Source organism: Bacillus marinisedimentorum, assembly GCF_001644195.2.
Classification (GTDB): domain Bacteria; phylum Bacillota; class Bacilli; order Bacillales; family Bacillaceae_O; genus Bacillus_BL; species Bacillus_BL marinisedimentorum.
The window spans coordinates 15,559-41,310 of sequence record NZ_LWBL02000018.1; the positions used below are offsets into that span (position 1 = coordinate 15,559).

At 46.0% G+C, this 25,752-nt stretch carries 31 protein-coding genes; 10 read left to right on the top strand and 21 right to left on the bottom strand.

Annotation, left to right across the window (positions count from 1 at the left end; translation table 11 throughout):
* Positions 1-60: 60 nt before the first annotated feature.
* From A4U59_RS05800 to glsA, 3 genes are all read right to left on the bottom strand, one after another.
* Positions 61-1,227, bottom strand: coding sequence for an FtsW/RodA/SpoVE family cell cycle protein (locus tag A4U59_RS05800; RefSeq protein ID WP_066176493.1), 1,167 nt, complete (start codon positions 1,225-1,227; stop codon positions 61-63).
* Positions 1,228-1,459: 232 nt separating this feature from the next.
* Complete coding sequence (locus A4U59_RS05805) at positions 1,460-1,741, bottom strand: Fpa/YlaN family protein (RefSeq protein ID WP_066176338.1); 282 nt, start codon at positions 1,739-1,741, stop codon at positions 1,460-1,462.
* A 133-nt stretch (positions 1,742-1,874) separates the two neighbouring features.
* Positions 1,875-2,810 (bottom strand): glutaminase A, encoded by a 936-nt coding sequence (gene glsA, locus A4U59_RS05810; RefSeq protein ID WP_066176341.1) that lies wholly within the window; start codon positions 2,808-2,810, stop codon positions 1,875-1,877.
* A 197-nt stretch (positions 2,811-3,007) separates the two neighbouring features.
* Between glsA and A4U59_RS05815 the strand changes: the two genes are divergently transcribed.
* Positions 3,008-3,502 (top strand): hypothetical protein, encoded by a 495-nt coding sequence (locus A4U59_RS05815; protein WP_066176343.1) that lies wholly within the window; start codon positions 3,008-3,010, stop codon positions 3,500-3,502.
* A gap of 85 nt (positions 3,503-3,587) precedes the next feature.
* On the opposite strand, the gene A4U59_RS05820 is transcribed toward A4U59_RS05815, so the two are convergent.
* Complete coding sequence (locus A4U59_RS05820; RefSeq protein WP_066176346.1) at positions 3,588-4,916, bottom strand: PhoH family protein; 1,329 nt, start codon at positions 4,914-4,916, stop codon at positions 3,588-3,590.
* Positions 4,917-5,058: 142 nt separating this feature from the next.
* On the opposite strand from A4U59_RS05820, the gene A4U59_RS05825 reads away from it, so the two are divergent.
* Positions 5,059-5,673, top strand: coding sequence for a YhcN/YlaJ family sporulation lipoprotein (locus tag A4U59_RS05825; protein ID WP_066176349.1), 615 nt, complete (start codon positions 5,059-5,061; stop codon positions 5,671-5,673).
* Positions 5,674-6,220: 547 nt separating this feature from the next.
* Here the strand turns inward: A4U59_RS05825 and A4U59_RS05830 are convergent.
* Positions 6,221-6,676 (bottom strand): pyridoxamine 5'-phosphate oxidase family protein, encoded by a 456-nt coding sequence (locus A4U59_RS05830; RefSeq protein ID WP_066176351.1) that lies wholly within the window; start codon positions 6,674-6,676, stop codon positions 6,221-6,223.
* A gap of 219 nt (positions 6,677-6,895) precedes the next feature.
* Here A4U59_RS05830 and A4U59_RS05835 point away from each other — a divergent pair, with 219 nt between their 5' ends.
* Together A4U59_RS05835 and A4U59_RS05840 are read left to right on the top strand one after the other, a co-directional pair.
* On the top strand, positions 6,896-7,096 hold the full coding sequence (locus A4U59_RS05835; protein ID WP_066176353.1) for a YlaI family protein: 201 nt from the start codon (positions 6,896-6,898) through the stop codon (positions 7,094-7,096).
* A 93-nt stretch (positions 7,097-7,189) separates the two neighbouring features.
* Entirely contained in the window at positions 7,190-7,438 is a 249-nt protein-coding gene (locus A4U59_RS05840; protein WP_066176357.1) for a hypothetical protein, read from the top strand.
* A gap of 4 nt (positions 7,439-7,442) precedes the next feature.
* Here A4U59_RS05840 and A4U59_RS05845 read toward each other — a convergent pair whose 3' ends face one another.
* The 3 genes from A4U59_RS05845 to typA all read right to left on the bottom strand — a co-directional run bounded on the left by A4U59_RS05845 (position 7,443) and on the right by typA (position 9,947).
* Positions 7,443-7,727 carry a hypothetical protein gene (locus tag A4U59_RS05845; RefSeq protein ID WP_066176360.1) on the bottom strand — a complete coding sequence of 95 codons (285 nt, stop codon included), beginning with the start codon at positions 7,725-7,727 and terminating at the stop codon, positions 7,443-7,445.
* 16 nt (positions 7,728-7,743) lie between these two features.
* Positions 7,744-8,010 (bottom strand): YlaH-like family protein, encoded by a 267-nt coding sequence (locus A4U59_RS05850; RefSeq protein WP_106406304.1) that lies wholly within the window; start codon positions 8,008-8,010, stop codon positions 7,744-7,746.
* 92 nt (positions 8,011-8,102) lie between these two features.
* Positions 8,103-9,947, bottom strand: coding sequence for a translational GTPase TypA (typA, locus tag A4U59_RS05855; RefSeq protein ID WP_066176366.1), 1,845 nt, complete (start codon positions 9,945-9,947; stop codon positions 8,103-8,105).
* A gap of 141 nt (positions 9,948-10,088) precedes the next feature.
* On the opposite strand from typA, the gene A4U59_RS05860 reads away from it, so the two are divergent.
* Entirely contained in the window at positions 10,089-10,274 is a 186-nt protein-coding gene (locus tag A4U59_RS05860) for a YlaF family protein (protein WP_066176369.1), read from the top strand.
* Between the two features lie 25 nt (positions 10,275-10,299).
* On the opposite strand, the gene A4U59_RS05865 is transcribed toward A4U59_RS05860, so the two are convergent.
* The 3 genes from A4U59_RS05865 to A4U59_RS05875 form a co-directional block, all read right to left on the bottom strand.
* Positions 10,300-10,779 carry a hypothetical protein gene (locus tag A4U59_RS05865; RefSeq protein ID WP_066176372.1) on the bottom strand — a complete coding sequence of 160 codons (480 nt, stop codon included), beginning with the start codon at positions 10,777-10,779 and terminating at the stop codon, positions 10,300-10,302.
* Positions 10,779-11,582, bottom strand: coding sequence for an inositol monophosphatase family protein (locus tag A4U59_RS05870; RefSeq protein ID WP_066176375.1), 804 nt, complete (start codon positions 11,580-11,582; stop codon positions 10,779-10,781). Before A4U59_RS05870 ends, A4U59_RS05865 begins: the two co-directional genes overlap by 1 nt.
* Before the next feature lie 118 nt (positions 11,583-11,700).
* Entirely contained in the window at positions 11,701-11,889 is a 189-nt protein-coding gene (locus tag A4U59_RS05875) for a hypothetical protein (RefSeq protein WP_066176378.1), read from the bottom strand.
* A 427-nt stretch (positions 11,890-12,316) separates the two neighbouring features.
* Here A4U59_RS05875 and A4U59_RS05880 point away from each other — a divergent pair, with 427 nt between their 5' ends.
* On the top strand, positions 12,317-12,934 hold the full coding sequence (locus A4U59_RS05880; protein ID WP_066176381.1) for a YktB family protein: 618 nt from the start codon (positions 12,317-12,319) through the stop codon (positions 12,932-12,934).
* A 117-nt stretch (positions 12,935-13,051) separates the two neighbouring features.
* On the opposite strand, the gene A4U59_RS05885 is transcribed toward A4U59_RS05880, so the two are convergent.
* Both A4U59_RS05885 and A4U59_RS05890 read right to left on the bottom strand, forming a co-directional pair.
* Complete coding sequence (locus A4U59_RS05885; RefSeq protein ID WP_066176495.1) at positions 13,052-13,345, bottom strand: UPF0223 family protein; 294 nt, start codon at positions 13,343-13,345, stop codon at positions 13,052-13,054.
* 64 nt (positions 13,346-13,409) lie between these two features.
* A complete protein-coding gene (locus tag A4U59_RS05890; RefSeq protein ID WP_066176384.1) occupies positions 13,410-14,369 on the bottom strand; it encodes an NAD(P)H-dependent flavin oxidoreductase in 960 nt (319 codons plus the stop codon).
* A 317-nt stretch (positions 14,370-14,686) separates the two neighbouring features.
* Between A4U59_RS05890 and A4U59_RS05895 the strand changes: the two genes are divergently transcribed.
* Positions 14,687-16,162, top strand: a complete 1,476-nt coding sequence (locus tag A4U59_RS05895) for an aminotransferase class I/II-fold pyridoxal phosphate-dependent enzyme (protein ID WP_066176387.1) — start codon at positions 14,687-14,689, stop codon at positions 16,160-16,162.
* Positions 16,163-16,465: 303 nt separating this feature from the next.
* On the opposite strand, the gene A4U59_RS20800 is transcribed toward A4U59_RS05895, so the two are convergent.
* From A4U59_RS20800 to A4U59_RS21980, 3 genes are all read right to left on the bottom strand, one after another.
* Positions 16,466-16,588, bottom strand: coding sequence for a GapA-binding peptide SR1P (locus A4U59_RS20800; RefSeq protein ID WP_083270680.1), 123 nt, complete (start codon positions 16,586-16,588; stop codon positions 16,466-16,468).
* Positions 16,589-16,994: 406 nt separating this feature from the next.
* Positions 16,995-17,294: a DUF3055 domain-containing protein gene (locus A4U59_RS05900; RefSeq protein ID WP_066176390.1), complete on the bottom strand. Its 300-nt coding sequence runs from the start codon at positions 17,292-17,294 to the stop codon at positions 16,995-16,997.
* Between the two features lie 205 nt (positions 17,295-17,499).
* A complete protein-coding gene (locus A4U59_RS21980) occupies positions 17,500-17,664 on the bottom strand; it encodes a hypothetical protein (protein WP_211274905.1) in 165 nt (54 codons plus the stop codon).
* Positions 17,665-17,909: 245 nt separating this feature from the next.
* Here A4U59_RS21980 and A4U59_RS05905 point away from each other — a divergent pair, with 245 nt between their 5' ends.
* Positions 17,910-18,347, top strand: coding sequence for a DUF1885 family protein (locus A4U59_RS05905; RefSeq protein ID WP_066176397.1), 438 nt, complete (start codon positions 17,910-17,912; stop codon positions 18,345-18,347).
* 66 nt (positions 18,348-18,413) lie between these two features.
* Here A4U59_RS05905 and A4U59_RS05910 read toward each other — a convergent pair whose 3' ends face one another.
* Positions 18,414-19,292 (bottom strand): polysaccharide deacetylase family protein, encoded by an 879-nt coding sequence (locus A4U59_RS05910; protein WP_083270681.1) that lies wholly within the window; start codon positions 19,290-19,292, stop codon positions 18,414-18,416.
* 205 nt (positions 19,293-19,497) lie between these two features.
* On the opposite strand from A4U59_RS05910, the gene A4U59_RS05915 reads away from it, so the two are divergent.
* Positions 19,498-20,571: an FUSC family protein gene (locus tag A4U59_RS05915; protein WP_066176404.1), complete on the top strand. Its 1,074-nt coding sequence runs from the start codon at positions 19,498-19,500 to the stop codon at positions 20,569-20,571.
* A 238-nt stretch (positions 20,572-20,809) separates the two neighbouring features.
* Here the strand turns inward: A4U59_RS05915 and A4U59_RS05920 are convergent, their stop codons facing one another.
* Positions 20,810-21,061, bottom strand: a complete 252-nt coding sequence (locus A4U59_RS05920) for a hypothetical protein (protein ID WP_066176408.1) — start codon at positions 21,059-21,061, stop codon at positions 20,810-20,812.
* 184 nt (positions 21,062-21,245) lie between these two features.
* Between A4U59_RS05920 and A4U59_RS05925 the strand changes: the two genes are divergently transcribed.
* Positions 21,246-21,629 carry a hypothetical protein gene (locus A4U59_RS05925; protein WP_066176411.1) on the top strand — a complete coding sequence of 128 codons (384 nt, stop codon included), beginning with the start codon at positions 21,246-21,248 and terminating at the stop codon, positions 21,627-21,629.
* Positions 21,630-21,913: 284 nt separating this feature from the next.
* Here the strand turns inward: A4U59_RS05925 and lpdA are convergent, their stop codons facing one another.
* From lpdA to A4U59_RS05940, 3 genes are all read right to left on the bottom strand, one after another.
* Entirely contained in the window at positions 21,914-23,323 is a 1,410-nt protein-coding gene (lpdA, locus tag A4U59_RS05930; RefSeq protein ID WP_066176414.1) for a dihydrolipoyl dehydrogenase, read from the bottom strand.
* A 3-nt stretch (positions 23,324-23,326) separates the two neighbouring features.
* The gene (locus A4U59_RS05935; RefSeq protein ID WP_066176417.1) at positions 23,327-24,652 is read right to left on the bottom strand and encodes a dihydrolipoamide acetyltransferase family protein; all 1,326 of its coding nucleotides are present in this window, start codon (positions 24,650-24,652) and stop codon (positions 23,327-23,329) included.
* Positions 24,653-24,771: 119 nt separating this feature from the next.
* Positions 24,772-25,749, bottom strand: a complete 978-nt coding sequence (locus A4U59_RS05940; RefSeq protein ID WP_066176420.1) for an alpha-ketoacid dehydrogenase subunit beta — start codon at positions 25,747-25,749, stop codon at positions 24,772-24,774.
* Between the last annotated feature and the right edge of the window lie 3 nt (positions 25,750-25,752).

Sequence of the window (25,752 nt, forward strand, 5' to 3'; positions counted from 1 at the left end):
CCTCCTCTGTTAGTTGATTCATTGATTTGCAGATATATAGGAAAGTTAACTAGTAACTTTTCACACAGTACTGGAAATATGTGTATCGTGCTGCCTTTCCTTTTTCCTTTGCTGATTGGCGAAACTCGAGATATTAACGAGGATCCCCATCGAAATCATCAACAGGACGAGGGATGACCCGCCGTAACTGATGAACGGCAGCGGTACCCCGGTGACGGGAAGCAATCCGGTCAGGGCTCCAATGTTGACAACAGCCTGGATGCCGATCATGCCTGAAATCCCCACAGCCAGCAAACTGCCGAACGTGTCATCTATCCTGCGTGCAATTGACAGGCCTTTTAACACAATATAAGCAATGCTGATAATGACAAAACCGACACCGAAAATGCCGAGTTCCTCTGAAATGATGGCGAGGATAAAATCAGTATGCGGTTCAGGCAAGTAACCGTATTTCTGAATGCTCTGACCCAGTCCCTGACCTGTCAATCCGCCATGGCCGATGGCAAGGTAGGAATTGATGAGCTGGTACCCTTCCCCGCTCGGCCTGGAAAACGGATCATAAGCGGCCACAAACCGTGATGACTGATTTTCCGAAATGAACAGAGTGATCAGGCCGGCAATTCCGGCAGCCCCAAGCCCAATTAAGCCAAACAGATGTTTAGGCCTCATTCCTGAACAAAGCACAACAGTAGCCGCTATCCCGAGAATGATCATGCCTGTACCAAGGTCAGGCTGGATGAACACAAGCATAAACACGCCTAGAGTAAAAATCAGGGGCGGAATCACTGCCTGGCTGAATTTTTCTATGTAAGCCTGCTTTTTCGAAAAAATTCCGGCCAGATAAATGATGATGCCAAGCTTGGCAACTTCGGCAGGCTGGATATTGAAGCCGAACACCTGGATCCATGACCTGGCATTACCGGCAACCCGGCCGAAAATCAGGACTGCAACAAGCAGAATCACTGTTCCGATGGCAATGTATTTAAACATTGAAAAATAAGCTTTATAAGGGAGGAGCAGCGCCCCGATGAATGCCGCAATCGACGCAATCGCCCAAATGAACTGGCGTTTGAAGAAAAAGCTGCTTTCCACATCAAACTCCGTCGGACCGAAAACCATGCTGGCGCTGTAAACCATGACCAGGCCGAACATAATCAGCAAAAACGGCAGGATGATGAGTGAATAATCATAAGATTGGACATAAAATTTAAGGATTTTTTTAATCATAGCCTGTTGTTCCCTTCCTGTCGATGAAAATCCTGATTTCATAGTTTCATAGAACATACTTCGCGTAAGTGTGCAGAAATCCTGCTGTCTCCGGCAATTCTTTCTTTTTGTAAGCAGTTACATGGCGATTTTTTATCGGGATGGTTTTCAGAAAGTGAAAAAATAGGGATGGTTTTCAACTATTATGTATAAAAAAACTCAAACTGCCTGTCGGGCAAGTTTGAGTTTTATATTATGACTTCGTGGATGCTTCATGCAAAGCAGATAATTGACGTTCAAGTCCTTCTATCAGGTCCTTGCCCTCTTTTTCGCTAATGAGCTCAAGCCGGACAGCAAAGTCAATTTCCCTTGACAGCCCGAACATTTGTGTATCAAGCACCTCTTCATATAGAGGACATTGCGGCATTGTCAAATTATCCATTTGGACTTCTATCAAGCGGCGTATTTTGTCAGCATCCGCTTTGAGAAGGGCATAAGCCTTTTCACGATGATCAACAGCTATCTTAGACGCCAAAATGAATCCCTCCGATCACGAGCAATAGCACACCTGTCTTATTATATTATCCTTTTATAAAGGAAAATGCAAGAATCAAACAATTTCCAGGTTATTTATTATCCAGGCGGAGGAAAGCTTCAATAAAGATGGCTCAGAACATGCTGAGGCGGTATCTGTTTGAAAGCATCTCAAGGAGGCGCACACCGGCAATGCTGTTCCCCTTTTCATCCAGCGCCGGCCCATAAATGCCTATGCCGACTGCCTCTTCACCGGGCACTGAACCCATGATACAGCCGGAAACCCCGCTTTTTGCAGGTATGCCGACTTTGATGGCGAACTCGCCTGATGAATTGTACATTCCGCATGTAACCATAAACGTCTTGCAAATCTTGGCAATATGTTCCGGCATGATCCTCCGGTTCGTTTCCGGATCAATGCCGTCAAGGGCAAATACGAGTCCTATGCGAGCCAAATCCAGGCAATTCACCTCGATGGCACATTGTTTTGTATATAAATCCAGAAGGTCATCCACATTCCCCTGGATGATCCCGTGCTGTTTCATGAAATAGCTTAATGACCTGTTCAAAAAGGACGTCTCGAACTCGGAACGGGCTACCTCTTCCGAATAATAAATGTCCGTGTTGTTCGTCATGTCATGGACAAGCTGCAAAATTCTGCCGAGCCGTTCCCCGGCCGTGTTCCCGTATATCATATTCGTGACAGCCAGTGCGCCTGCATTGATCATCGGATTCAGAGGTTTTGAAGGAACAGAGGTTTCAAGCTTCGCGATCGAGTTGAAAGGGTCTCCGGTCGGTTCCATTCCGACGCGGTCAAACACATATTCCTCTCCTCTATCCATAAGTGCCACAGCAAGTGTTATTACCTTCGATATACTTTGCAGCGTGAACTGTTCCTGGACATCCCCTGCTGAGTAACATCCATCCGATTTCGTATAAAAGGCTACAGAAAGACCGTTTTTATCCGCCTTTCCAAGAGCCGGTATGTAATCAGCCACTTTTCCATTTTCCGTTTCAGGTCTGGCTCTTTCAACGAGTTCTTCAAGTTCTTCATCAGTCCGGCAAATCATATACCATCACCTCTGTTTAAACCTTATCAAACTTTCCTGACTGAAGATACCTGACATACGATCAGGAAAAACAGGCATGAGCATTTCTTCTTGCATCCTTACCCGTATATTCCCCAAGTGTGACAAAAAAAAGCGTAACCCTTATACTAGGTTACATAGAAATCGAGCAAAAAGAAACATATAGGGGGGAGACAAGGTTGTCCATTATCGTAATTGAAGGAAATGTTGAATATAAAATCACCCTTGATCCGGGTGTGTGGATTTTTGATGATAGAAAAGTGGAAATGGATCAGGCCTTTGCTAACAAAAGCAGCAGCAGAAACGAGGAAGACGATGACCGGTCAATCGCAAGGCAATGGGACCGGGAAACGAGAGTCGATGCGGTTGAGCCGCCGGTCGAAATGAGCACAGACAAATTCAAAAAAGAGAAACTCCTGGATGGCACATACGCTATGGTACTCGAACCATTTCTGGACAACGCCGGGCCCCGTGAAGGATCGAAATCCCTCATTATAGAAACACGGGATGGACAAGAAACAGCCGTGCCGATCACCGATGCTTTCGGGCTCATCCTGGCATTCAGTGAAGACGGGAAGCCGCTGCGCGAAGACGGCCCCGTCCATATCTATTTCGCGGACGGAAGCAACCGGCACAATCCGATAAAGAATGCTGTGAAGCTGATAGTCAAATAACACATATTCGGGATAAAAGCTGCCAGGTGCTGCATCCATATGACACAGTATGATGAGCCTGTACGGGCAGCTTTTCCCATTTCAGTCAGAGCAGGTCCGCAGCAATCTGGGCAAGACCTGACCTTTCTCCTTTAACAAGCCGTACATGCCCGGCGATCGATTGCTCTTTAAACCGCTCCACGACATAAGTGAGGCCATTATTGAATTCATCAAGATAAGGATGGTCAATCTGTGCCGGATCTCCCATCAGAACAATTTTACTGCCCTCGCCAACCCGGGTTAATATCGTTTTCACCTCATGCTTGGTCAAATTCTGGGCTTCATCGATAATGATGAATTGCTCCGGGATGCTTCTTCCCCGTATATAAGTCAGCGCCTCAACCTGGATTGATCCCATGCCAGCCAGGATATGGTCAAGTTCACCGGGTTTTTTCGTGTTGAACAAAAATTCAAGATTATCAAGGATCGGCTGCATCCACGGTTTTAACTTTTCATCTTTTTCACCAGGTAAATAACCGAGGTCTTTTCCCATCGGAACAATCGGCCTGGCTACGAGCAGCTTTTTATATATCCCGAGATCTTCTGTCTGCAGCAGCCCTGCCGCCAGCGCCAGAAGCGTTTTACCCGTACCCGCTTTTCCGACAAAAGTCACAAGGGAAATATCGCGCCTGAGAAGCAATTCAAGGCCCATCGTCTGCTGTACATTCCTGGGCCTGATCCCCCATATCTGGTCATTATCCAGATAACATCTTTTCACCTTCTTCACATGCTCATCGACAATTCCAAGTGCAGAGGCCGAATCACCGGCATCACTTTTCATCACAATGAATTGATTCGGATAAACTATTCCGCCGGGCAATACACTGACGTCTAATTCGCCGTCCTGATACAGGTCATTAATTTTTTCTTTTGCCATAAACAGTTCCGCAAACCCATAGTATCCCCGGTCGTAGGTAATCACCCTGTCATGTAAGAAGTCCTCAGCCTCCACTCCCAGGGCATCCGCCTTTACCCGCAAAAGCACATCTTTACTGACTAGAACAACCTTCTTTCCGTCCTCTTTTTCTTTTTCCTCAAGCGAGAGATTCAATGCTACCGCAAGAATCCTATTATCATTTGTTGTCTCAACAAATATTTCCTGCAGCGACCGGAATGAACGGTGATTAAGCTCTATTCGAAGTGTTCCGCCGTTTTCAAGCGAAACATTTTGATGGAGATTCCCTTTATCACGCAGTCCGTCAATCAATTTGGATACCTGCCTCGCATTTCTTCCAACTTCATCCATATTCCGTTTTTTCGAATCCAACTCCTCAAGCACGACCGCCGGTATTACCACTTCATTTTCCTCAAAAAAATAAAGAGATTGCGGATCCTGTAATAAAACATTCGTATCGAGTACATAAATTTTACTCAAGCTTCCGCCTCCTGACGTTATTCAATCCATAACCCCCGGTTGCTTTTAATATATGAAAACTTGTATAAACTTAGACGAAAATCTCAACAATATTGAATAACAACCAGCAGTAACGAATTGCAGAAGAAAGGATGAAAACCTTATGGGATTTAAGCGTCATACCGCGCTTTTATTTACGGCTGCAATCCTGGTCACATCCGGATGCGCCCAAACGCAGGCTGAAAATGAAAATGAGGCCGATCGTGCGGAGCTGATAAAGGTGAAACAGTCGGATGAAACACAAACAGAGGATAAAACGTCTCAGGAAATCGCCGAACATCTAGTTAATCTCGCCAGCAGTGTTCCGAATGTCAATGATGCAACAGCTGTTGTGGCTGGACCTTATGCTGTTGTCGGAATTGATGTCAACTCAGAACTTGACCGCTCACGCGTCGGCACAATTAAATACTCCGTTTCAGAAAGCCTTGAAAATGACCCGTACGGAAAAGATGCTGTCGTCATAGCCGATGCGGATACCGTCAGCCGCCTCCGTGAAATAGCCAGGGAAATTCGCCAGGGCCAGCCGGTCGGCGGTGTTGTTGAGGAACTTGCTGCAATTGTGGGCCGAATCATGCCGCAAGTGCCGGAACAGCCTGAAACAGACAATGCAGATCCTACCGACGAAAACGACCAGCAGCTTTCAGAAAAAGAGCAGCGCGAACTTCAGCAGCAGCAAAACCGAGAATCAAACCGGAATATCGAAAAAGGCAGTGAATAATGCGGCTCCCGGCCGAAAAAAAGACCGCCCTCAATTAAAGTACCGGGTTCGGTTACGAAGTGCAAAATTACACATACAACGTAAAACAACATTCGTTTTACCAAACAAATTGACAAGGTACATTAGTTTCAGCATGGGAAAACGCTCTGAGTGTAAACTTAGAGCGTCTCTTTTTTATGTCTTAGTCAACAATCGCACCCTTAACGGAATAAATAATCCCTGTGTGTACCCGTTCCTTTCCGCTGCAGGTATTGGCTTTCACCAATGGGCGCAAGTGCGACATCCGTTCCTGCTTCCCTTCGGTTATACTTGTGCCTTGGATGAAAGCGAGCCCCTGCAGTGGAAATCACGGTTTAAAAGCGCATTACTAATGCCATAATCTTGCTTAGTTATTCTTTTGTATTTACTCATGGCGAAGTATCAACAACAAACTTTGACAGAGTAATATCAAAAAAAGCAGCCCAATTCTATTGCTAATTGGACTGCTTTTTGGTGTGCTCTTTTCTTCTTTGTACTCCCCCTTACAAATAAAGAGGCGGTCTTTCATTTATCCATTTTTCAATGCTTCCATTACTTGCCGGTCCAGCTTTGCGGCAGCCTGTTCATCATATGTTTTCTCATACTGCGGTTCAACGGAAATTTTGGAACCATAAAACATGACATCGCGGACTTCGCTCACAGCTATTTCAAGCATTGCCAGCTTGAGAGGCACATCTTCCATTTTTTCATGCTTAACGGAAGCATCCCCGCTGATGGCATAAGTGGTTTCATTGCCGATAAGCGTCAACGTGACACTCCCGTTTTTCCGGATGTTTTCAACGATCCGGGAACGGTTATCAACAGCAAAACGCACATGGTCTTTGTCAGCGGCGAAAGCCCATGAAATCGCATTGGAATTTGGTGCCCCGGATTGGTGGTCGATCGTGGACAGTAATACATAGCGTTCTTTTTGCAGCAATGGAATCAGTTCATCAGTAAGAGATTGTTCTACTCTGTTTGCCATACATCTAACCTCCAGCTAAATAATTATTATTCTCCCTTTAATACTATACCCTTTCGCCGCCAACTGTAAAATGGGATGGTTCACATGCAGTTCCTGTATGTTCGATTTTCATGTTATACTGAGAAATACGGAGAGTGCCGGTTAACGGTGCATGAGTACGCCAGACATCATTTTTATTTGAATATTACTTTCTTATTTACAACTAATCGGGGTGAAAAAATGCGCGTAAAATGTGTAATCTGCGATAAAATCGAAACGATTGAAGATGAAACCCTGCAGGCAAAAAGGCTCAGGAACAGGCCAATACATACATATATGTGCAAGTCCTGCGATGAACGAATCGAAGCAAGAACAAATAAACGTCTTTCAACCGATAGCTTCCGCCTGTACAAGGGATCACAAAAAGATAATGATTGGTAACAAAGGAATGCGGAGAGCACCGGGTTGCGGCGTATGCATAAGCGGGGGCCTCCGCAGGAAGGCGATCTTTCCTTCCGGAGGAGGCCACCGCTTATGTCACTAGCCGCTGGTGCTCGCAGCTGGACAATACGAAATGCGGAAGGCGCCGGCCAGCGGCGTACGCATAAGCGGAGGCATCCGCAGGAAGTCGTGAGTGTGGCAGACAGGAGGGAAGCAAGAACGGATGCTGCATTTGTGACTAAGATTAAAGCGAGTCCCTGCAGCAGGAATCAACTCCCCATTCCAACATCCAATATATTGAAATCAAAAGCTGCCGGAAACATTCCGGCAGCTTTTGTTTAAAAACCTATTCGTAATTTTTGTACTTTTCCGGCTCACTTTCAATCTGGGTGATCATGATATCGATCAATTCGATAGGGAAACGTGTTTTCTTGCGTTCCCCACCATGTTCATAATGAACATAGTACATAATATCATCTTTTTCGATCTCAACCGTTTCCACTCCGTGTTCTTCTTTAAGCAGAGAACGGAAATGCCTGGTTGTTTCCCGGGCAGCCTCATCATCAGGGCGTGCATCGGCAACCACTTTGATCGTTAACCAGTTATAAAGTACATCCTGCAAAGATTTCATCAAGAGTCCCCCTCACTCAGGCTTCCGTTTTAGAGCGGTGAAGCCTGAATCTGTAGATCCCCAATACAAGTGCAGCAACAAACAGCCCCTCTGCAACGGGATAGGCAATACCAAAAAAGGCCAGAGGCAGACAGCCGAGGAACAAGGCGAAATAAACGACGGCCGATTTCAATACAGGCAGCTTTTTGGCAAAACCGAGCTTGTAAACAATGATGGATAGCGCAACAATGACAAGGTAAAGCAGCCAAAAGCCTGCCACTGGGTTGTCAATGATGCCTGTCATCACAGCAACAGAAGAGAGGTCATCCGGATTAACAACTATTTCTTCAGAAGCAGAAATGAGCATTTTCCTTCCCCTTTCTGATTACATATCAATCACTGATCTTTCGAGGCAAGTTTTTTCTTTTTCTCCACTCGCTCACGCTCGGATTTATTCAAGATCTTTTTCCGAAGGCGTATGGACTCCGGTGTGATTTCGCAATACTCATCGTCATTAAGATACTCCAACGATTCTTCCAATGTCAAAATTCGCGGCTTTTTCATTGTCGTTGTCTGGTCTTTGGTAGCAGACCGGACATTGGTGGCATGCTTCGTCTTGACGACATTTACAGTGAGGTCGTTATCACGGCTATGCTCACCGACAATCATCCCTTCATAAACTTCTGTGCCTGGTTCCACAAAAATGGTCCCGCGGTCTTCAACCTGCATAATGCCGTACTGGGAAGTTTTTCCCCCTTCCATAGCAACAAGCACTCCCTGCCGGCGGCCGCCGACCTGCCCGGAAATCATCGGCTGATATGTTTCGAACGTGTGATTCAGCACACCATATCCCCTGGTCTGGGTCAGAAATTCAGTCGAATATCCAATCAAGCCCCGGGAAGGCACCAGGAAATCAAGACGAACTTGCCCATTTCCACTATTAGACATATTTTGCATTTCGCCTTTTCGGGCACCGAGCGATTCCATGATCGCTCCTGTATATTCTTCCGGCACATCGATTTGAACCCGTTCGACCGGCTCAGATTTTACACCGTCAATTTCTCTGACAATCACTTCAGGTTTTGATACTTGCAGTTCATACCCTTCGCGCCGCAGGTTTTCTATAAGGATGGATAAATGCAACTCGCCCCGTCCAGATACAATCCAGGCATCCGGAGAAGCTGTATTTTCGACACGAAGGCTTACATCTGTTTCCAACTCCGCACGGAGGCGTTCTTCGAGTTTTCTGCTTGTTACATGCTTCCCTTCCCGGCCGGCAAATGGGCTGTCATTCACCAGGAACGTCATTTGGAGGGTAGGTTCATCGATTCTGAGTATAGGAAGTGCTTCGGGATGTTCCTGCGGACAAACGGTTTCACCCACATTGATTTCCTCCATGCCGGAAACCGCGACAAGATCGCCCGATTTTGCCTCGTTAATTTCCACGCGGCGCAATCCTTCAAATCCGAATAGCTTCGTGATGCGATAGTTTTTCACCGAACCGTCGAGTTTGAGCAGGGAAACCTGCTGACCGACTCTCATTGTTCCACGGAATACCCGCCCAATTCCGATCCTTCCGACATAATCATTATAATCAAGCATTGCAACCTGAAATTGCAGAGGCTCGTCCGCATTCTCAATAGGGGCAGGAACTTCTTTTACAATTGTTTCGAATAAGGACTTCATATTCTCATCCTGCTTATCGGCATCAAGACTCGCCGTCCCGTTAATGGCAGAAGCATAAACAACCGGGAATTCAAGCTGGTCTTCATCCGCATCAAGCTCAATGAACAGATCGATGACTTCATCGACTACTTCCTGGGGCCTTGCAAAGTCCCTGTCGATTTTATTAATGACAACAATAGGTTTCAATTGTTGTTCAAGCGCTTTTTTAAGAACAAACCGAGTCTGCGGCATGCTGCCTTCATAAGCATCCACAACAAGAAGAACGCCATCAACCATTTTCATGATGCGCTCGACTTCGCCTCCGAAATCGGCGTGTCCAGGTGTATCAAGGATGTTAATGCGGGTATCGTTAAATTTTACCGCTGTATTTTTGGCAAGAATGGTAATGCCTCGTTCACGTTCGAGGTCATTTGAATCCATCGCCCGCTCCTGCACTTGTTCATTGGAACGGAATGTTCCTGATTGATGCAGCAACTGGTCGACAAGTGTTGTTTTCCCGTGGTCAACGTGGGCAATAATCGCAATATTTCGTATATCTTCACGCTTAGCTGTCATTTATTTCACTCCCAAATTATTTCATAACCAAACTATTATATCACAAGTTTGAAGTTTGTGCTTTTCCCGTTAACGGAGCCGGCACCTTATTCCCAATCATGCTTTTTTCTAGTACACTAAGGAGCAGGAGGAGGGAAAAGCATGAATAAAATCAACCTTTTGTTCCTCGGTTTTTCAATAGCAGGGGTCGCTTTCCTAATGCTGATCGGCATTGCAATCGGCGAACGGAGTATTGCCGGAATGATTGGTGCTGCACTTGGGGCAATTGCAGTGGTTGGAGGCGGATTCACGACAAGAAAGAAACTGCGTGAAAAAGGTAAGATCTGACCGGACAGATCTTACCTTTTTCCGTTTATACGTCAAGCGGAAGCACCATTACAAGGAATTCCTTCTCATTTTCATCCTGCTCGATTTTCAATTGCTCAAAACCGATTTTCCCTAAAAAAAGCGGCCAGTCCATCTTATCTGCCGGAACTCCGCAAAATGTGGCACGCTCCCCTTTTGTTCTCCATTCTGATGCCAGCTTCCAGACAATTGCTGATGCGATCCCCTTCCCCCTTGCCGAGCGGCGGACAAGTATCGTACCGAGCCAGGGTTTCCGGTTGCTTTCCGCTTTATCGATATGGTAGCTGAGGGCGGTGTCCGTACCTCCGACTTGCCAGACCCTGAACTCTCCTCCGGTTCCGCGGTACTTCCGGATAAAGTCGGCGGCCGTTTCACTCTCACCCAATTCAGTTTCGGCCCAATCAGGAGATTCCCCGGCAAGCATGCTGACAAAGGCTGTATCGGTATCCCGCAGGGCGCGATATTCGAGTTTGCCGTTGAATTCCATTATTTTCCGCCTTTTATATATCTGGTTAAAAGCGCCTCATGCAAATCTGATTTTGCAGCAAAAATTGAGTTCCGGCCGAGTAAGTCGACCGGATCTCCGTGAACGGTCGTGACTGTTCCGCCTGTTTCCTTGATCAGCACTAAGCCGGCGGCAAAATCCCACGGAGAGAGACGCATTGTAATATATCCATCAAGTATCCCGGCAGCGACATAAGCAAGCTCGATCGCAGCCGACCCATAGGAACGAACCCCCCTCACATCCTTCACCATTTTCCGTAAAATTGCAGCATCAACTACCCGGTTGCCGGCAACCCAGTTGGAATTCATCCCGATGACGGATCGGTCCACTTCAACCTTTTCAAGCTGCGGGAGTCTGCCGCCGTTCAAGTATGCCCCTCTGTTCTTCACCGCATGGTAAAGATCATCACTTACAACATCGTAAATCAGTCCGATCACGCCTTCGCCTTCATGATAAACGGCTACCGAAATTGCAAAATGGCGCTTCTGGTGCACAAAATTCATCGTCCCGTCAATCGGATCGATCATCCAGACGGTGCCTTCAAGGGACGTCACGTCGTCCCCTTCTCCTTCTTCACCGAGCACCCGATGTTCAGGATACGTTTTCTTGATATTGTCGTAAAAAAACTGTTCGATCTTATTATCCATTTCTGTCACGAGATCTGCAGGGTTTGTTTTAAAGCGCACTTGCACTTCACTTGAAAAAGAGTCCTTCAAAAGCCGGCCAGCTTCTTTGATCCACCGCTTCGCCTGCTGGTCCACTTCCATCCAATAATCGGTTTCCATGTACTTTACACCTTCTTTTATCAGTTTCATCAATTTAGTATTGCTATTATTATGACATAATTCCCAACAAAAAAACGAACCTAAACCAGGTTCGTTTTTTCATCTGTTCTATTTTTATTTATGCTTCAAGCTGCAACAATTCTTTGCGTAGATGCTCAAGTTTCCGTTTGCTGGCAGTGATCCCTTCGCTATCTTTAGAGACCATAGCATCGTATAGTGTGGCTAGTTCATAATCGATTTCTAATTTGACAACTGGGATTCTTTTTTCAGCATCTGTCCTTCTTAAGGCTTCAACGACCTGTCTCATTAATCATTACACCCCTCTGTCCAAATTTTTGTGAAAAAGGAACATTGCCAAACTGTTATTTTTTAAATATTCTGATATCTTGATTTGTTTGTAATAACAGCTTATGTGCCGATCCTTTCAACTATGCTAGGTTACAAAACTATTTCCACCATTGCGGCATTTGTAAACATGCATGACTGCTAAAAGGCATCGAATCTTCAGCTGTTATACTTTATCGTATTCAAAAGTACAGAATTCGCAATCTCTTCTGCTCCAAAAAAAGTGAAAGGGGCGGATGGCCGGGGGTCCTTGCAGCCAGTCGGCTTACTTCTATTTTACATGATACCAGCGTTATCGGCAATCCCGGCGAGCATGTGAGCGTTTATGTTTGGCGGTTTCTGGTATAATATAAAAAAACTTGATTAATTTTGTAGAAGGAAGTGAGTACATGCAATTTGACGGATTTACAAAACAAGACTTTCAAACATTCCAAATCGAAGGCCTTGATGACCGCATGGCAGCGATCAAAGAGCGGATTCAGCCAAAGTTCAGCTCGCTCGGCAGTGCCCTTGCCGAAGATGTTGCCGCCTTTGCGGGGAATGAAATGCACTTACATATCGCAAAACATGCAAGAAGGACTAAAAACCCTCCAAAGGATACCTGGCTGGCAATTGCCCATGATAAACGCGGATATAAAAAACACCCGCACTTTCAGCTCGGGCTGTTCGATGACCACGTCTTTCTCTGGCTTGCCTATATATACGAAATGCCCGATAAGGAAAAAGCAGCGAAAACATTTCTCGAAAGTTCTGAGGATATCCTTTCCCAGCTTCCGGACAGTTATTTGATCTCACCCGACCATATGAAAAAAGATGACCTGCCGCTGACAAAGGAAAATTTGATCAGCACGCTTGAAAGGTTCCGTGATGTTAAAAAAGGCGAGTTTCTGCTCGGACGGAAAATTTATTCCGATGACCCGATGCTTAAGAACGGCGAAAAAGTCTACCAGTTTGCGAAAGAAACGTATCAGACATTAATGCCGATGTACAAAATGTCTATGCAATAAGGCGCCTTTACGAATTGGCAACGTCTTTGTCATTAGCCGCTGATGTCCGCAGCGGGACATCGCCAGTTGCGTTTTTTATACCTCTTACCAGAAAAAAGCGCCCCCCAGGGCGCTTTTTCACTTTGACTTGGAAGAGGCTGATTGCATCTTTATAAGGTCACCCTGCTCCAGCTGTTTCGCTTTTTGAATCGTCCGATAGCACGAAAATCCGCTTTCTTTTTCGAACTGGCCACAGAGCTGCTTTTCTTCCGATTTTGATGGAACAATTTCTTTGAAACGCCGGTAAACTGCGAGAAGGTCCTCTCTGTTGATACCTTTTCCGTAAGCTTTTTCTACACAATGATAAAAGTTGACGACATCAACCACTTCATCTTTGGACCAGTCATACGAAATCGGGTACGTATATTCCACCATCTCACCAACTTTCGTTATTCTGTATCCAACAGTTTAGAGGATTCCGGCCGCATTATGCAAATCAGCGGCACCACTTTCTGCGGATCTCTTCAGCTTCCCTCAGAATCCTGTTCAGTAAAACGGCCGCTTCCGGCTCGTCGTGGATGCGGCCGATCACCTGTCCACCCCATGCAAACCCCTTTGTTTCTTCGCCTTCATAAATGTACCGTTTATTGGCAGTCCCGCTTATGTAGTCTTTGAGCGCTTCATAATCAGGTGTTCGTTTTTCTATTTCAAGAATCTTGTCTGTCCATTCGTTGGCAAGAGCCCGTGCCGGTGTCCCGATTGCACGCTTAATGACGACAGTGTCCGTTTCACTTCCATTCAGGATCGCTTGTTTATATGCCGGATGGGCGTGCACACATTCTTTTACAGCGATGAAGCGGGTACCCATTTCAATCCCTTCGGCACCAAGGCTAAGTGCCGCCATAAGTCCCCGGCCGTCACCGATGCCTCCTGAAGCGATAACAGGGATATCGACCGCGTCCACCACTTGCGGAACAAGGACAATTGTTCCTGTATCACTGCGTCCGAGATGACCGCCGCCCTCCTGTCCTACGACCATGACTGCATCAGCACCAAGCTCCTCCGCTTTAACAGCCTGGCGCTTGCCTGCGGTCAAAACAAGCTTTTTGACCTCTGTCCCTTCAAGCATATCAAATAGCGGAGCCGGATTACCGCCTGTCACGGAAATGACAGTGACATTTTCTTCAAGCGCCGCTTCCACCATATGCTCAAAAGGGCGGCCGTGCTGCCCGATCGCAAAATTGACGCCAAACGGTTTATTTGTTTTACTTTTCGTCTTTTTGATCTCCTCTTTCAATGAATCTGCATCAGGAAGTGACATGGCCGTAATCTGTCCGAGTCCGCCGGCGTTTGACACAGCGGATGCGAGTTCCGAATAAGCAAGATAGGCCAGCCCGCCTTGAACGACGGGATATTCAATCCCAAGCAGCTCTGTAACCCTTGTATTCCAATCCACAAAAACACCTCCGAAGGATCATCTTAGTTTTATACCGATGTAACACTTTCGCTACTTTCAGCTGCAATTCCTGTCAAGCATGCTATAATTCTTGCGAGCGGTGACTCATTGCAAACTGCATGTTTCATTTTGCATCCTGGTGATAAACCATTCGTATGGGGTAATGATAATATGGTTCTTACAAAAAAGCATACAGGACAGCCATCTGCTGTTTTTTACGGTCTCTGAAATTCTTTTCAGGGCAGCTGCCTTTTAAAGAACGAATTCTTTTGCTATAATTCTGTTGTTTTAGGTAAAAAGTGTAATGAGGTGAGTGTATGTCCCAAAATGAGACACCGTTATTTACCGGTTTAAAGAAACACGCTGCTTCCGATCCGATTCAATTCCATATACCCGGCCATAAAAAAGGAAACGGTATCGATGCTGATTTCCGCGAATTCATTGGCGGCAACGCCCTTTCCATCGACTTGATCAATATCGCGCCGCTTGATGATCTCCATCATCCGCACGGAATGATAAAAAAAGCACAGGATCTGGCTGCTGCAGCTTTCGGCGCTGATCATACTTTTTTCTCAGTTCAGGGGACAAGCGGTGCCATCATGACTATGGTGATGACCGTATGCGGGCCCGGAGATAAAATTCTCGTTCCGCGCAATGTCCATAAATCGGTTATGAGCGCAATCGTCTTTTCCGGCGCTACTCCAATCTTCATCCATCCAGAGCTGGATAATGAACTTGGTATATCGCACGGCATCACACCCGATTCCGTTTCGAGGGCACTTGAACAGCATCCTGACGCAAAGGGTGTGCTTGTCATCAATCCGACCTACTTCGGCTTTTCTGCAAATTTGAAAGAGATTGTGGATATTGCCCATTCCTTCCAAGTGCCCGTACTTGTGGATGAAGCCCACGGGGTACATATTCATTTTCACGAAGCTTTGCCGTTATCCGCCATGCAGGCAGGAGCTGACATGGCCGCTACAAGCGTCCATAAGCTCGGCGGCTCCATGACGCAAAGTTCCGTACTGAATGTACGGGAAGGCCTTGTCCCGGTTGCAAGGGTCCAGTCGATCTTAAGCATGCTGACGACCACCTCAACCTCCTATCTGCTCCTCGCAAGTCTTGATGTTGCCAGAAAACGGCTTGCAACTGAAGGGAGGCAGCTCATTGAAGAAACGCTGCAAAAGGCCGAGAAAACAAGGAACCGGATCAATAGCATCCCTTATTTATATTGTGTCGGCAAAGAAAAAACCGGCACCCAGGCAACTTATGATTACGATCCGACAAAACTCATCATTTCCGTTAAGGAACTTGGAATCTCCGGCCATGATGTGGAGCTCTGGCTGCGGGAAAATTATAACATTGAGGTGGAACTCTCTGATTTGTATAATATCCTCTGCATCATCACACCTGGGGACTCGGAGGAAAATCTCGATACACTCGTAAAAGCGCTCCAGCAGTTGTCAAATAAGTTTTCCGCTGAAGGGACGCGCCGCCGGGAAACAGTAACAGTCGAGGTACCGGAAATTCCCGTCCTGTCACTGTCTCCGCGAGATGCATTCTATGCCGATACCGAACTCATTCCGTTTGAGCAGTCTGCCGGCAGGATCATCGCTGAGTTCATTATGGTGTATCCGCCCGGCATCCCGATCTTCATTCCCGGAGAAATCATAACAAAGGAAAACCTCCATTATATCGAAAAAAACCTTGAAGCCGGGTTGCCCGTACAGGGCCCTGAAGACGAACAACTGAAACAATTGAGAGTCATTAAAGAACACCATGCGATTATCTAAGATATGCAAAGCGCCCGTTCAGCGGGTACGAAAGAACCGGGGTACCTGCAGGCAGGCGCTTTTCCCTTCCGGAGGAGGCCATCGCCCACATTGCCGCTGGTGCCTGAAGCCGGCTACAAGTCTCACTTCCTGAGGCCCTGAGCTGCTAATGAGGACGGCCGCCGGACACCTGCAGCTGACAAAATGAAATACCGGTAATGATGTCCAATGCTTCCATTCCCATTAAATCTATTAATTTCCAAAAAATAAAAGGCCGACACGATATGTGTCAGCCTTTTTCGCTGTTAGAAAGGGTATTACGATTTATTTCTTTTCTTCTTGTTTATTAGACCCGCAGCCCGGGCATTTGCCATATAAGGTTGTAACCTTTTCATCCTCAAAGTGTCCTACAGTTGATTCACAAACCTGACATACGATTGTTCCCATCATTTCAGCCCCTTTGGATTTAATTATGGCAATGTAAACGCTTAACGTTTTGTTAATACCATATTAATATGACATATTTAGAATGTCAAGGCTAAATTGTATGACATAATTAGCCGCTTTTAAAAATATCTACCCTGTTTTGGGTGTATGTAAACGATTTAGCGGGGTTTATCAGAAAGACTGGTTTACCTTATAGAACTTTATCAGACCCGATGCTCCTGCCGGGTCTGATCTGTACGTTGCCCTCTGAAAGTGTATCTCACATCCGCTCCATTCAACCTCTATTATGAACAGGAGAGTGTTATCCAACGCTTTAGGAAAACACCATCGTATTGGAAAAGAGATAATTATAAAAAAAGTTGGGGAAACAGAAAAGGGCGCCTCTCCCGGCTCCCTTTTACCTGATTCAATCGTATTGAGTTTCAAGTGATGAGGTTGGCAATGCTTCTTCGAAGAATGAGGCGAGATCCGCTGCATCCTTTGTTGAAGGAATGTTGAATATCTTTTTGATGTGATCCAAATCGTTCAAGTCAGTAACATCCAGCAGAGATGACCGGCCGGTTTGCATACAGACAACGAGCGGCTTTCCAAAAAACATATTCGTGTAAACCAGACCGAAATCGTAACGGACATCATCGGTTGTGAAACCGATAAAACGGACCTTCACTTTTTCAGACTCATCGTACAACTTATCAAAAATATCCATCTACGATCCCACCTTTCAGATGTTATAATATTCTGACTATAATTATATGCCTCTTTTCATCAATATGCAAATGTTTTCTATATTTCCTTCTTATGGCTCATTTATTGATAACGTCAGATAGGGAGAACAGCAGGAAACAAAAGGATATCTGGAAGTCTATCTATTATGTACAGATCTTGTATACCCCTTTATCTAAATTTGCCCTTCAACTAAAGCACCTTTTAATGGAAAAAATATTTTTGTGAAAATCATAGTAATCTATTCTGGAGCTTTCCCGTTCCTTTCCCCTGCAGGCATTCGCTCCAATCCACTCAGTTGCAACACCCTTCTTCTCATAAAGCCATAATTGTGATTCATCAATATTTCTCATGGTTTCCTTTATTCGATTGGCATCAATCAGCTTTCACATATAACCGCCAAGCCGGTATTAGGGAAGCAATTACCGTCCATTTCACTTGCAGTTATAAACTATTGGTGAAAACGGCCCATTTTTATCGAAAGTGTATCAATCCTGTAATCATTCATTAAGTTGTAACGGCTCTCATTCCCTTTTTCCAAAATGAATGCTAAGATAATAAAGGAAAGAAACCGTTTTATTTTTCGGGAGGGATAGCTATGGGGAAAAGTGCATTTATTAAACTCGTACCTGCTTCTTTGCAAACATCCATCACATTGGATGAAGTGAAAGATTTTTTACATTATTATAAGGATATAACGCATAAAACCGGTGAACAACTTGGTTGGTCGTATGATGAAGCCGCTTTTCCATACGCCATAAAAGAGCGCAGCGATTCAGAAGGTAAGTGGTTCTATTTAAAATCCGATGAAGAACGGTACTATATGATTTTGGTCGGAATCGGGGAAGAAAAAGTGGAGAGTGCCGAGGAAGAAGATATACATACGATTCAGCACATTCAAATCACCCTGCCGGATGGATCTACCCAGGGTGACTTTACTAAAGCGATAGAATTCGCCAAGTTCCTGTCAAAAAAACTGCAGGGGGAACTGCATCTCTTTAATGGCCGAATCATGTACTATTATAAAAGGAAGTGACAGGGCTCCAATGCCCCGCCTAAATCAAGCCCTGCCAATGCTGGCAGGGCTTGATGTTTGTTTATATTATTCAGGTACTTTTATCAGCGCTGGATCCAGCATTTCATAGCCTTTTCCGCGGAGGCCGGCAACTATGTCTTCCAGTGCTGCATTTGTCCATTCACGGTCGTGCATGAGCAGGTTGGCTCCGTCAGTCAGATACGGGGAATTGATCATGATATCACTTAGTGCTTCTTTTGTCGTATAGTTTTTATCCCAATCGTACCCGTACGTCCAATTCATAAGGAGCATCCCCTCTTCCTCGACGACTTTTTTGGAATGATCGGTGTTGATGCCGAAAGGTGCCCGGAAAAATTTTGGCCTCTCACCTGTCACTGCCTCAATCTCATTATTCAGCTTCACGATTTCTTCAGTCTGTTTCTCGACTGACAATTTATCCAGGCGCCCATGACTATATGTATGGTTGCCGATTGGAAAACCCATTTCATGTATTTGTTTAAGTCTTTCCTTTTCTTCATCCGTATCAATGAAATGCCCGTTTACAAAGAAAATTGCCGGTGCCTCCAGCTTCTTTAATGTTTTGGCCATTTCCACGCCATATTTATCAGGTGCATCGTCGATTGTGATCAAAGTGACCTTTCCATTTGCATCATTAATCGGCTCTAATGTCCAGTTTGCTGCTTTCAGTTCATATGCAGGATCAGCGTCCCTTTCCTCTTGCTGGATATCCCGGTCTTCTCCATCCGAAGTTTCATCTTCAGCATCCTGCTCTTCAGAGGATTCTCCGCTTTGTTTTTCTTCCTGAGGGTTAGTTGCCACACCGGCTTTTTCCCCGGTCTGGGCTGCTTCCGCCTCTTCCTCAAAGTTATTTCCCGCAGTGTCTCCCGAAGCGCATCCTGATGTAATGACAAGTGCGGCCAGAAGCGATATAATCATTCGTTTCATCATTAACTCCCCCATGTTGTTTACAGGTCGTTCCTACCCGTTTATTATTCATGTTGTTTACAGGTCGTTCGTACCCGTTTATTATAATATACTCTGTTGATCCTTTCCTTATATTTCTAAAAAATAAACCTAAAGTCGGTGGTGCTGAAGATTGGCCGTTTTTGTATTATAATGGAGGTATTACATATACGTTAGGTTGGTCACCATGAAAATCCTTACAAAAATAAAAGAGCTCCGTCTCGTCGGAGGACGAATATTAAAAACAGGCGTCTCCGTATTCTTAACAGCATTCATATGCCTGCTCCTGGATTGGCCCGCTATTTTTGCTGTCATAACCGCTATTGTGACAGTGGAGCCGACAGCTTCCGATTCGATCCGTAAAGGATTCATCAGGCTTCCTGCTGCGGCAATCGGGGCTGCATTCGCACTTACCTTTACGGCCTTTCTTGGCGAATCGGCGGCTGCATATGCTCTTGCGGCTACGTTCACGATTTTTATCCTGCATAAACTTCATCTGGACGCCGGGATACTCGTTGCCACACTGACTGCCGTTGCCATGATTCCTGGAACCGCCGATAACTTTTTAAGCGCGTTTTTTGTAAGGCTTGGAACAACCACAACGGGGATTACAGTCTCAACGCTTGTCAACTTCCTTATTCTTCCTCCGAAATATTATCCAATGATTAATCGGAATATCAATAGAACGATGACGAAAGCTTCGGACGTGCTGGATGCTACAATCAAACATTTGGTCAAGCCGGAAAAACATCCGGCTCCTCCGTCACAGATGCTGTATCAGTCACTGCGCAGGGACCTCGAGCGGACATATCAGCTCTGTGACTATCAAAGAGCCGAGTGGCGCTATCATAAACATACGACGAAGGATATGAGGACATTCCATTACGCGCAAAAGAAACTGAATCTGCTGCAGCAAATTGTCTTTCATATCAGCAACCTGCAATATCTGCAGGTGCCTCCGGACACTTTTTCTCTAAAGGAAAAACAACTTTTACTGAAGACCGCTTCCTCCATCAAGGAAATCCTCAGAGACTCGGAGAATAGGATACCGGATCTGCACTATAAAGATATCGAGAAACTTGATGACGCTTTCTGGCACTTGAAGGAAGATATGTCTGAAGAACATCCTGATCGGTACCGCCACCATTTTTCATCTCAAACCATCATATTGTTTGAGCTTCTGACGATGCATGATGTTCTTGAAGATTTGCAATTTATCTCACAGCGCCAAAAAAAACTTCTGCGCAAAGCAGAATACTAATGGCATAAAGAAAGCTCGCAGATTGGCAAGCCTTAGAAGAAGACATAGACCCGGCTGCACTTATCTATATTCTTAAAATCGGGCATCGGGCTGATATACTTCCCTGCTGGCAATTCCCCTTATAAAAAACAAAATCCTCTGCCTTAATCAGGCAGAGGATTTTGCATTCTGAAGCCCTCTTTTTATAAGCAAACGATGGTAAAAGACAATGTTGGGTATAGACGATTTTCAGATTAGCCTATAAATAATAAAACACCCAGAGATAAAGGGCCCGTCCGCCGAAAAAAAGCAGAAAATTGAGAATGGACAGCCCGGCGGCAAGTTGTTTGTTTTGCAGAACCTGAGCAGCAATGTAGTAGGATATGTAGAAGACTACAGCCATGAATATGATCCGATATCTGATATGGTCATGGGCTGCCAAATCCATCGCCCATAAGAATCCGCTCCAGATCAACATGTGGACACTGAAAACGATAAAGTGTTTATGCATTGCCCCGGACCCCTTTGCTTGCGTGTTTATAAAATAAAAATACGCTCATCCTCATTGTATGCACAGCAGTGTAACTATAGGTTTCATTTTTGTAACAAATCCATGACATTGCCGGAATACGCGTTGAAGCGTGTTAGAATGTGTCTAAAGTTGCATTTTTTCACCGAAGAAGTGAGGGTCAGCAATGAAGAAATATATTCCTTTTATCCTTTTGCTTTTTATTTTCACACTTTCAAGCTGCCAGTTGGAAAACAGCGTCCAGGGAGATGAGGGAGCAGCCGGTTCCGGCTATCATTTACTCCTTGTTTCCGATGAAGAATACATGGACCATGAAGGGGAATACTTTGATGCCCTGCTTGAGCTAAAACAGGACTTTCCTGAAAAACTGAAAAACGTCTCTGTTGTTTCTTCCGAACAGGATCTTAACAAATATGCGGAGGGACTTGAAATTAATCATTATCCATGTCTGGTCGTCGTAAAGGAACAGGAAGTCCTGACGATGATAGAAGGCAAACAATCGGAAGACTTCATTATCGATAACCTGGTCAGGACTCTGAATGAACAATAAAGGATACCGCCTATATGCCAACCCCTTGAAAACTGCTTTTACACCAGTTTTCAGGGGGTGTTTAAATTCAGAACAAATGCATAAGGCGCCCCGCTTAGCGGCATACGCATAAGCGGTGATGCTCTTTCCTCCCGGAGGGGATCACCGCTTATGACGATAGCCGCTGGCGCCTGGAGCCGGACGATTCCCTTCTGGCTTTTTATCCACAACGCTTACATTTTATAACTTCCTAAACAATAAAAAACAGCCCCGCCACTTTGGGTGGGGCTGTCACATGTCATTTTTTACTTCACGATATGGATCGGACTGCCAAGAGCTACCTCTGCCGCTTCCATCGTGATCTCACCAAGTGTCGGATGAGCATGGATTGTCAATGCGATATCTTCCGCTGTCATTCCTGCTTCAATCGCAAGGCCAAGCTCCGCAATCATATCCGACGCATTTGGGCCTGCGATCTGCGCCCCTACAATCAACCCATCCTCTTTACGGGTGATGAGTTTCATGAAGCCATCTGCATCATTGAGAGAAAGTGCACGTCCATTCGCTCCGAATGGAAATTTGGAAGCGGTCACTTCCATACCCTGTTCTTCGGCTTCTTTTTCACTCAAACCGACAGTGGCCAGTTCCGGATCGGAGAACACGACTGCAGGAATTGCCTGGTAGTCGATAACGGATTTTTCACCACTGATTGCTTCTGCTGCGATCTTGCCTTCATAAGAAGCTTTATGGGCTAGCGGCGGCCCTTCCACAATGTCACCGATCGCAAAGATATTGTCGATGTTTGTACGGCACTGTTCATCAATTTTGATCACCCCGCGGTCGGTCATTTCAACACCGATTTGTTCAAGGCCGATTTCATCCGTATTCGGTGTGCGACCGACAGTGACAAGCACATAGTCTGCTTCAAAAGTTTGCGTCTCGCCTTTAATTTCAGCAGTTACTTTCACGCCTTCTTCCGTCTCTTCCACACCTTGAGCCATGGCCTCAGTGTGTATTTTCACGCCTTTTTTCTTGAGTCGGCGCTTAACAAGCGATGACATCTGCTTTTCAAAGCCGCTAAGGATCTCTTTTGCTCCTTCAAGGATCACCACTTCGGTGCCGAAGTTTGCATAAGCGGTCCCGAGTTCGGTTCCAATATAGCCGCCTCCGATGACGATCATCCGTTTTGGAACTTCCTTCAGGTTCAGCGCACCGGTTGAATCGATAACCCGTTTACTGTATTTGAAATTCGGCAATTCGATCGGACGGGAACCAGTGGCAATGATGACATTGTTGAAAGTATATGTCTGAGAATTCTTCTCATCCATGATACGGACCGTGTTTTTGTCCACAAAGTATGCTTCCCCGCTCAGGATTTCAACTTTGTTGCCTTTAAGAAGCCCTTCAACTCCGCCAGTAAGCTTTTTCACAACACTTTGTTTCCACTCCTGCACCTTGGAAAAGTCAACTGTTACATTTTCGGCTTTAATTCCAATATCTTCAGAATGTACAGCAGACTCATAACGGTGTCCGGCATTGATCAATGCCTTGGATGGAATACATCCTACATTCAGGCATACGCCTCCAAGCGTGCCTTTGTCGACAATAGCTACTTTTTGGCCGAGCTGCGCTGCACGGATGGCGGCTACATAACCGCCGGGACCCGCGCCGACTACCAACGTATCGAGTTCGATCGGAAAATCTCCTACAACCATATTTTACGCCTCCATTACTAAAAGTTCTGGATCATTCAGCAAACGCTTGATGTGATTCAATGCATTCTGGGCAGTTGCTCCATCAATTACGCGATGGTCAAAGCTCAAGGACAGAGCCAGAACCGGTGCTGCAACAATTTCGCCGTCACGTACAACCGGCTTTTCGGCAATTCGACCGATTCCTAGAATTGCAACTTCAGGATGGTTGATGACTGGTGTGAACCACTGGCCTCCTGCTGAACCGATATTCGTGATGGTAACAGATGCACCCTTCATTTCATCTGACCCGAGCTTGCCTGTACGTGCTTTCTCAGCGAGCTGGTTGATTTCATCCGAGATGGAAAACATGGATTTGCGGTCAGCATCCTTCACAACCGGTACGAGCAAGCCCTGGTCGGTATCCGCTGCAATACCAATATTGTAATAATGCTTGTGGACCAATTCGTCTGTTTCATCATCAAGTGACGTATTCAAGATCGGGAACTCCCTTGCTGCTGAAGTCAACGCTTTGACGACATAAGGGAGATAAGTGAGCTTGATTCCCCGGTCTGCTGCCACTTGTTTGAATCTTTTGCGGTGTGCAACCAGCTTTGTCACATCCACTTCGTCCATGAGCGTAACATGTGGAGCTGTATGCTTGGAGTTTACCATAGCTTTTGCGATTGCACGGCGGATGCCGCTCATTTTTTCGCGTGTTTCCGGATACTGTCCGGCAGGAACCTCAGCTTTCGGTGCCTCTTTTCCTCCTTCGGCTGCAGTTTCAGGCGCTTCTTCTTCTTTCGCTTCCGCAGTCTTCTGCCCTCCGGAAAGATAGCTGTCGATATCTTCTTTCAGAATACGGCCGTTTTTTCCTGAACCTTGAACTTTGCGGATATCTACATCTTTATCGCGTGCATGCTTCCTGACAGACGGCATGGCGATTACTCTGTCATTGACGATTTTACCTTCATCGCTGGCAGCCGGCTGGTCTTTTTGTTCGTCTTGTTTGCCTTTTTCGTCTTGTTCGCCCTGCTTCTCTTCCTCAGCTACTTTTGCTGACTCTTCATCGGCTTTTGGCTGCTCCGGCTCTTCGCCGCCTGCATCTTCATATCCCTCTGCATCAATGGTCACGATGACATCGCCGACGGTTGCGACCGTGCCTTCCTCCACTTTCACTTCCTTGACAGTACCTTCTACAGGGCTGGGGATTTCAACGACCGCTTTATCATTTTGCACTTCACACAGTACATCGTCTTCTTTGATTTCATCGCCGGCTTTTACGAACCACTTGACGATTTCACCTTCGTGGATACCTTCACCAATATCAGGCAATTTAAATTCAAATGCCACTGTCTTCGCCTCCTAATCTTTTTACTGCTGATCTTTTCATCTCTGGATGAAATCTGATGCCCGGCTTATGGAGAACCGTTCTATCTTTCCGCCGTGCATTAGACACTACTCAAGCATCCTTAGAAGTTAATGACGGTTTTTGCTTTGTCTACGATATCTTGATAGTTTGGAAGCCACACGTCTTCAGCCTGTGAGAACGGGAATACAGTGTCAGGCGCCGTCACGCGCAGCACAGGGGCTTCTAGACTCAAAATTGCGCGGTCATTGATTTCAGCGACAACGTTAGCGGCTACCCCTGCCTGCTTTTGCGCTTCCTGGACCACAATAGCTCTGTTCGTCTTTTCAACTGATTTGATGATGGTTTCGATATCCAGCGGGCTAACCGTGCGAAGGTCAATGACTTCTGCATTTATGCCTTCTTTCTCCAGCTCCTCGGCTGCCTTCAGGGAGGACTGCACCATTGCCCCATATGCCACAATCGTGATATCCGTTCCTTCCCGCTTCAAATCAGCTTTTCCGATTGGAATTGTATATTCTTCTTCCGGCACTTCACCGCGGAAAGAACGGTAAAGTTTCATATGTTCAAGGAAAATGACCGGGTCATTGTCGCGGATGGCCGAAATCAGCAGCCCTTTTGCATCGTACGGGGTGGAAGGGATTACCACTTTCAAGCCAGGCTGTTGCGCCATAAGGCCTTCAAGGCTGTCCGCATGCAATTCAGGCGTTTTGACACCTCCTCCGAACGGGGAGCGTACGGTGATCGGCATGTTCACTGAACCGCCTGTCCGATAACGGAGTCGCGCCATTTGTCCCGAGATGGCATCCATCGTTTCATACACGAAACCGAAGAATTGGATTTCAGGCACCGGCCTGTACCCCTGAAGCGCAAGGCCGATTGACATTCCGCCGATTCCGGACTCTGCAAGCGGAGTATCGAAAACACGGTCTTCCCCAAATTCTTTCTGCAGTCCTTCAGTTGCGCGGAAGACTCCTCCATTCACGCCAACGTCTTCACCGAAAACAAGGACATTTTCGTCATTTTTCAATTCGGTGCGCATCGCATCAGTGATTGCCTGGATCATTGTCATTTGGGCCATGGC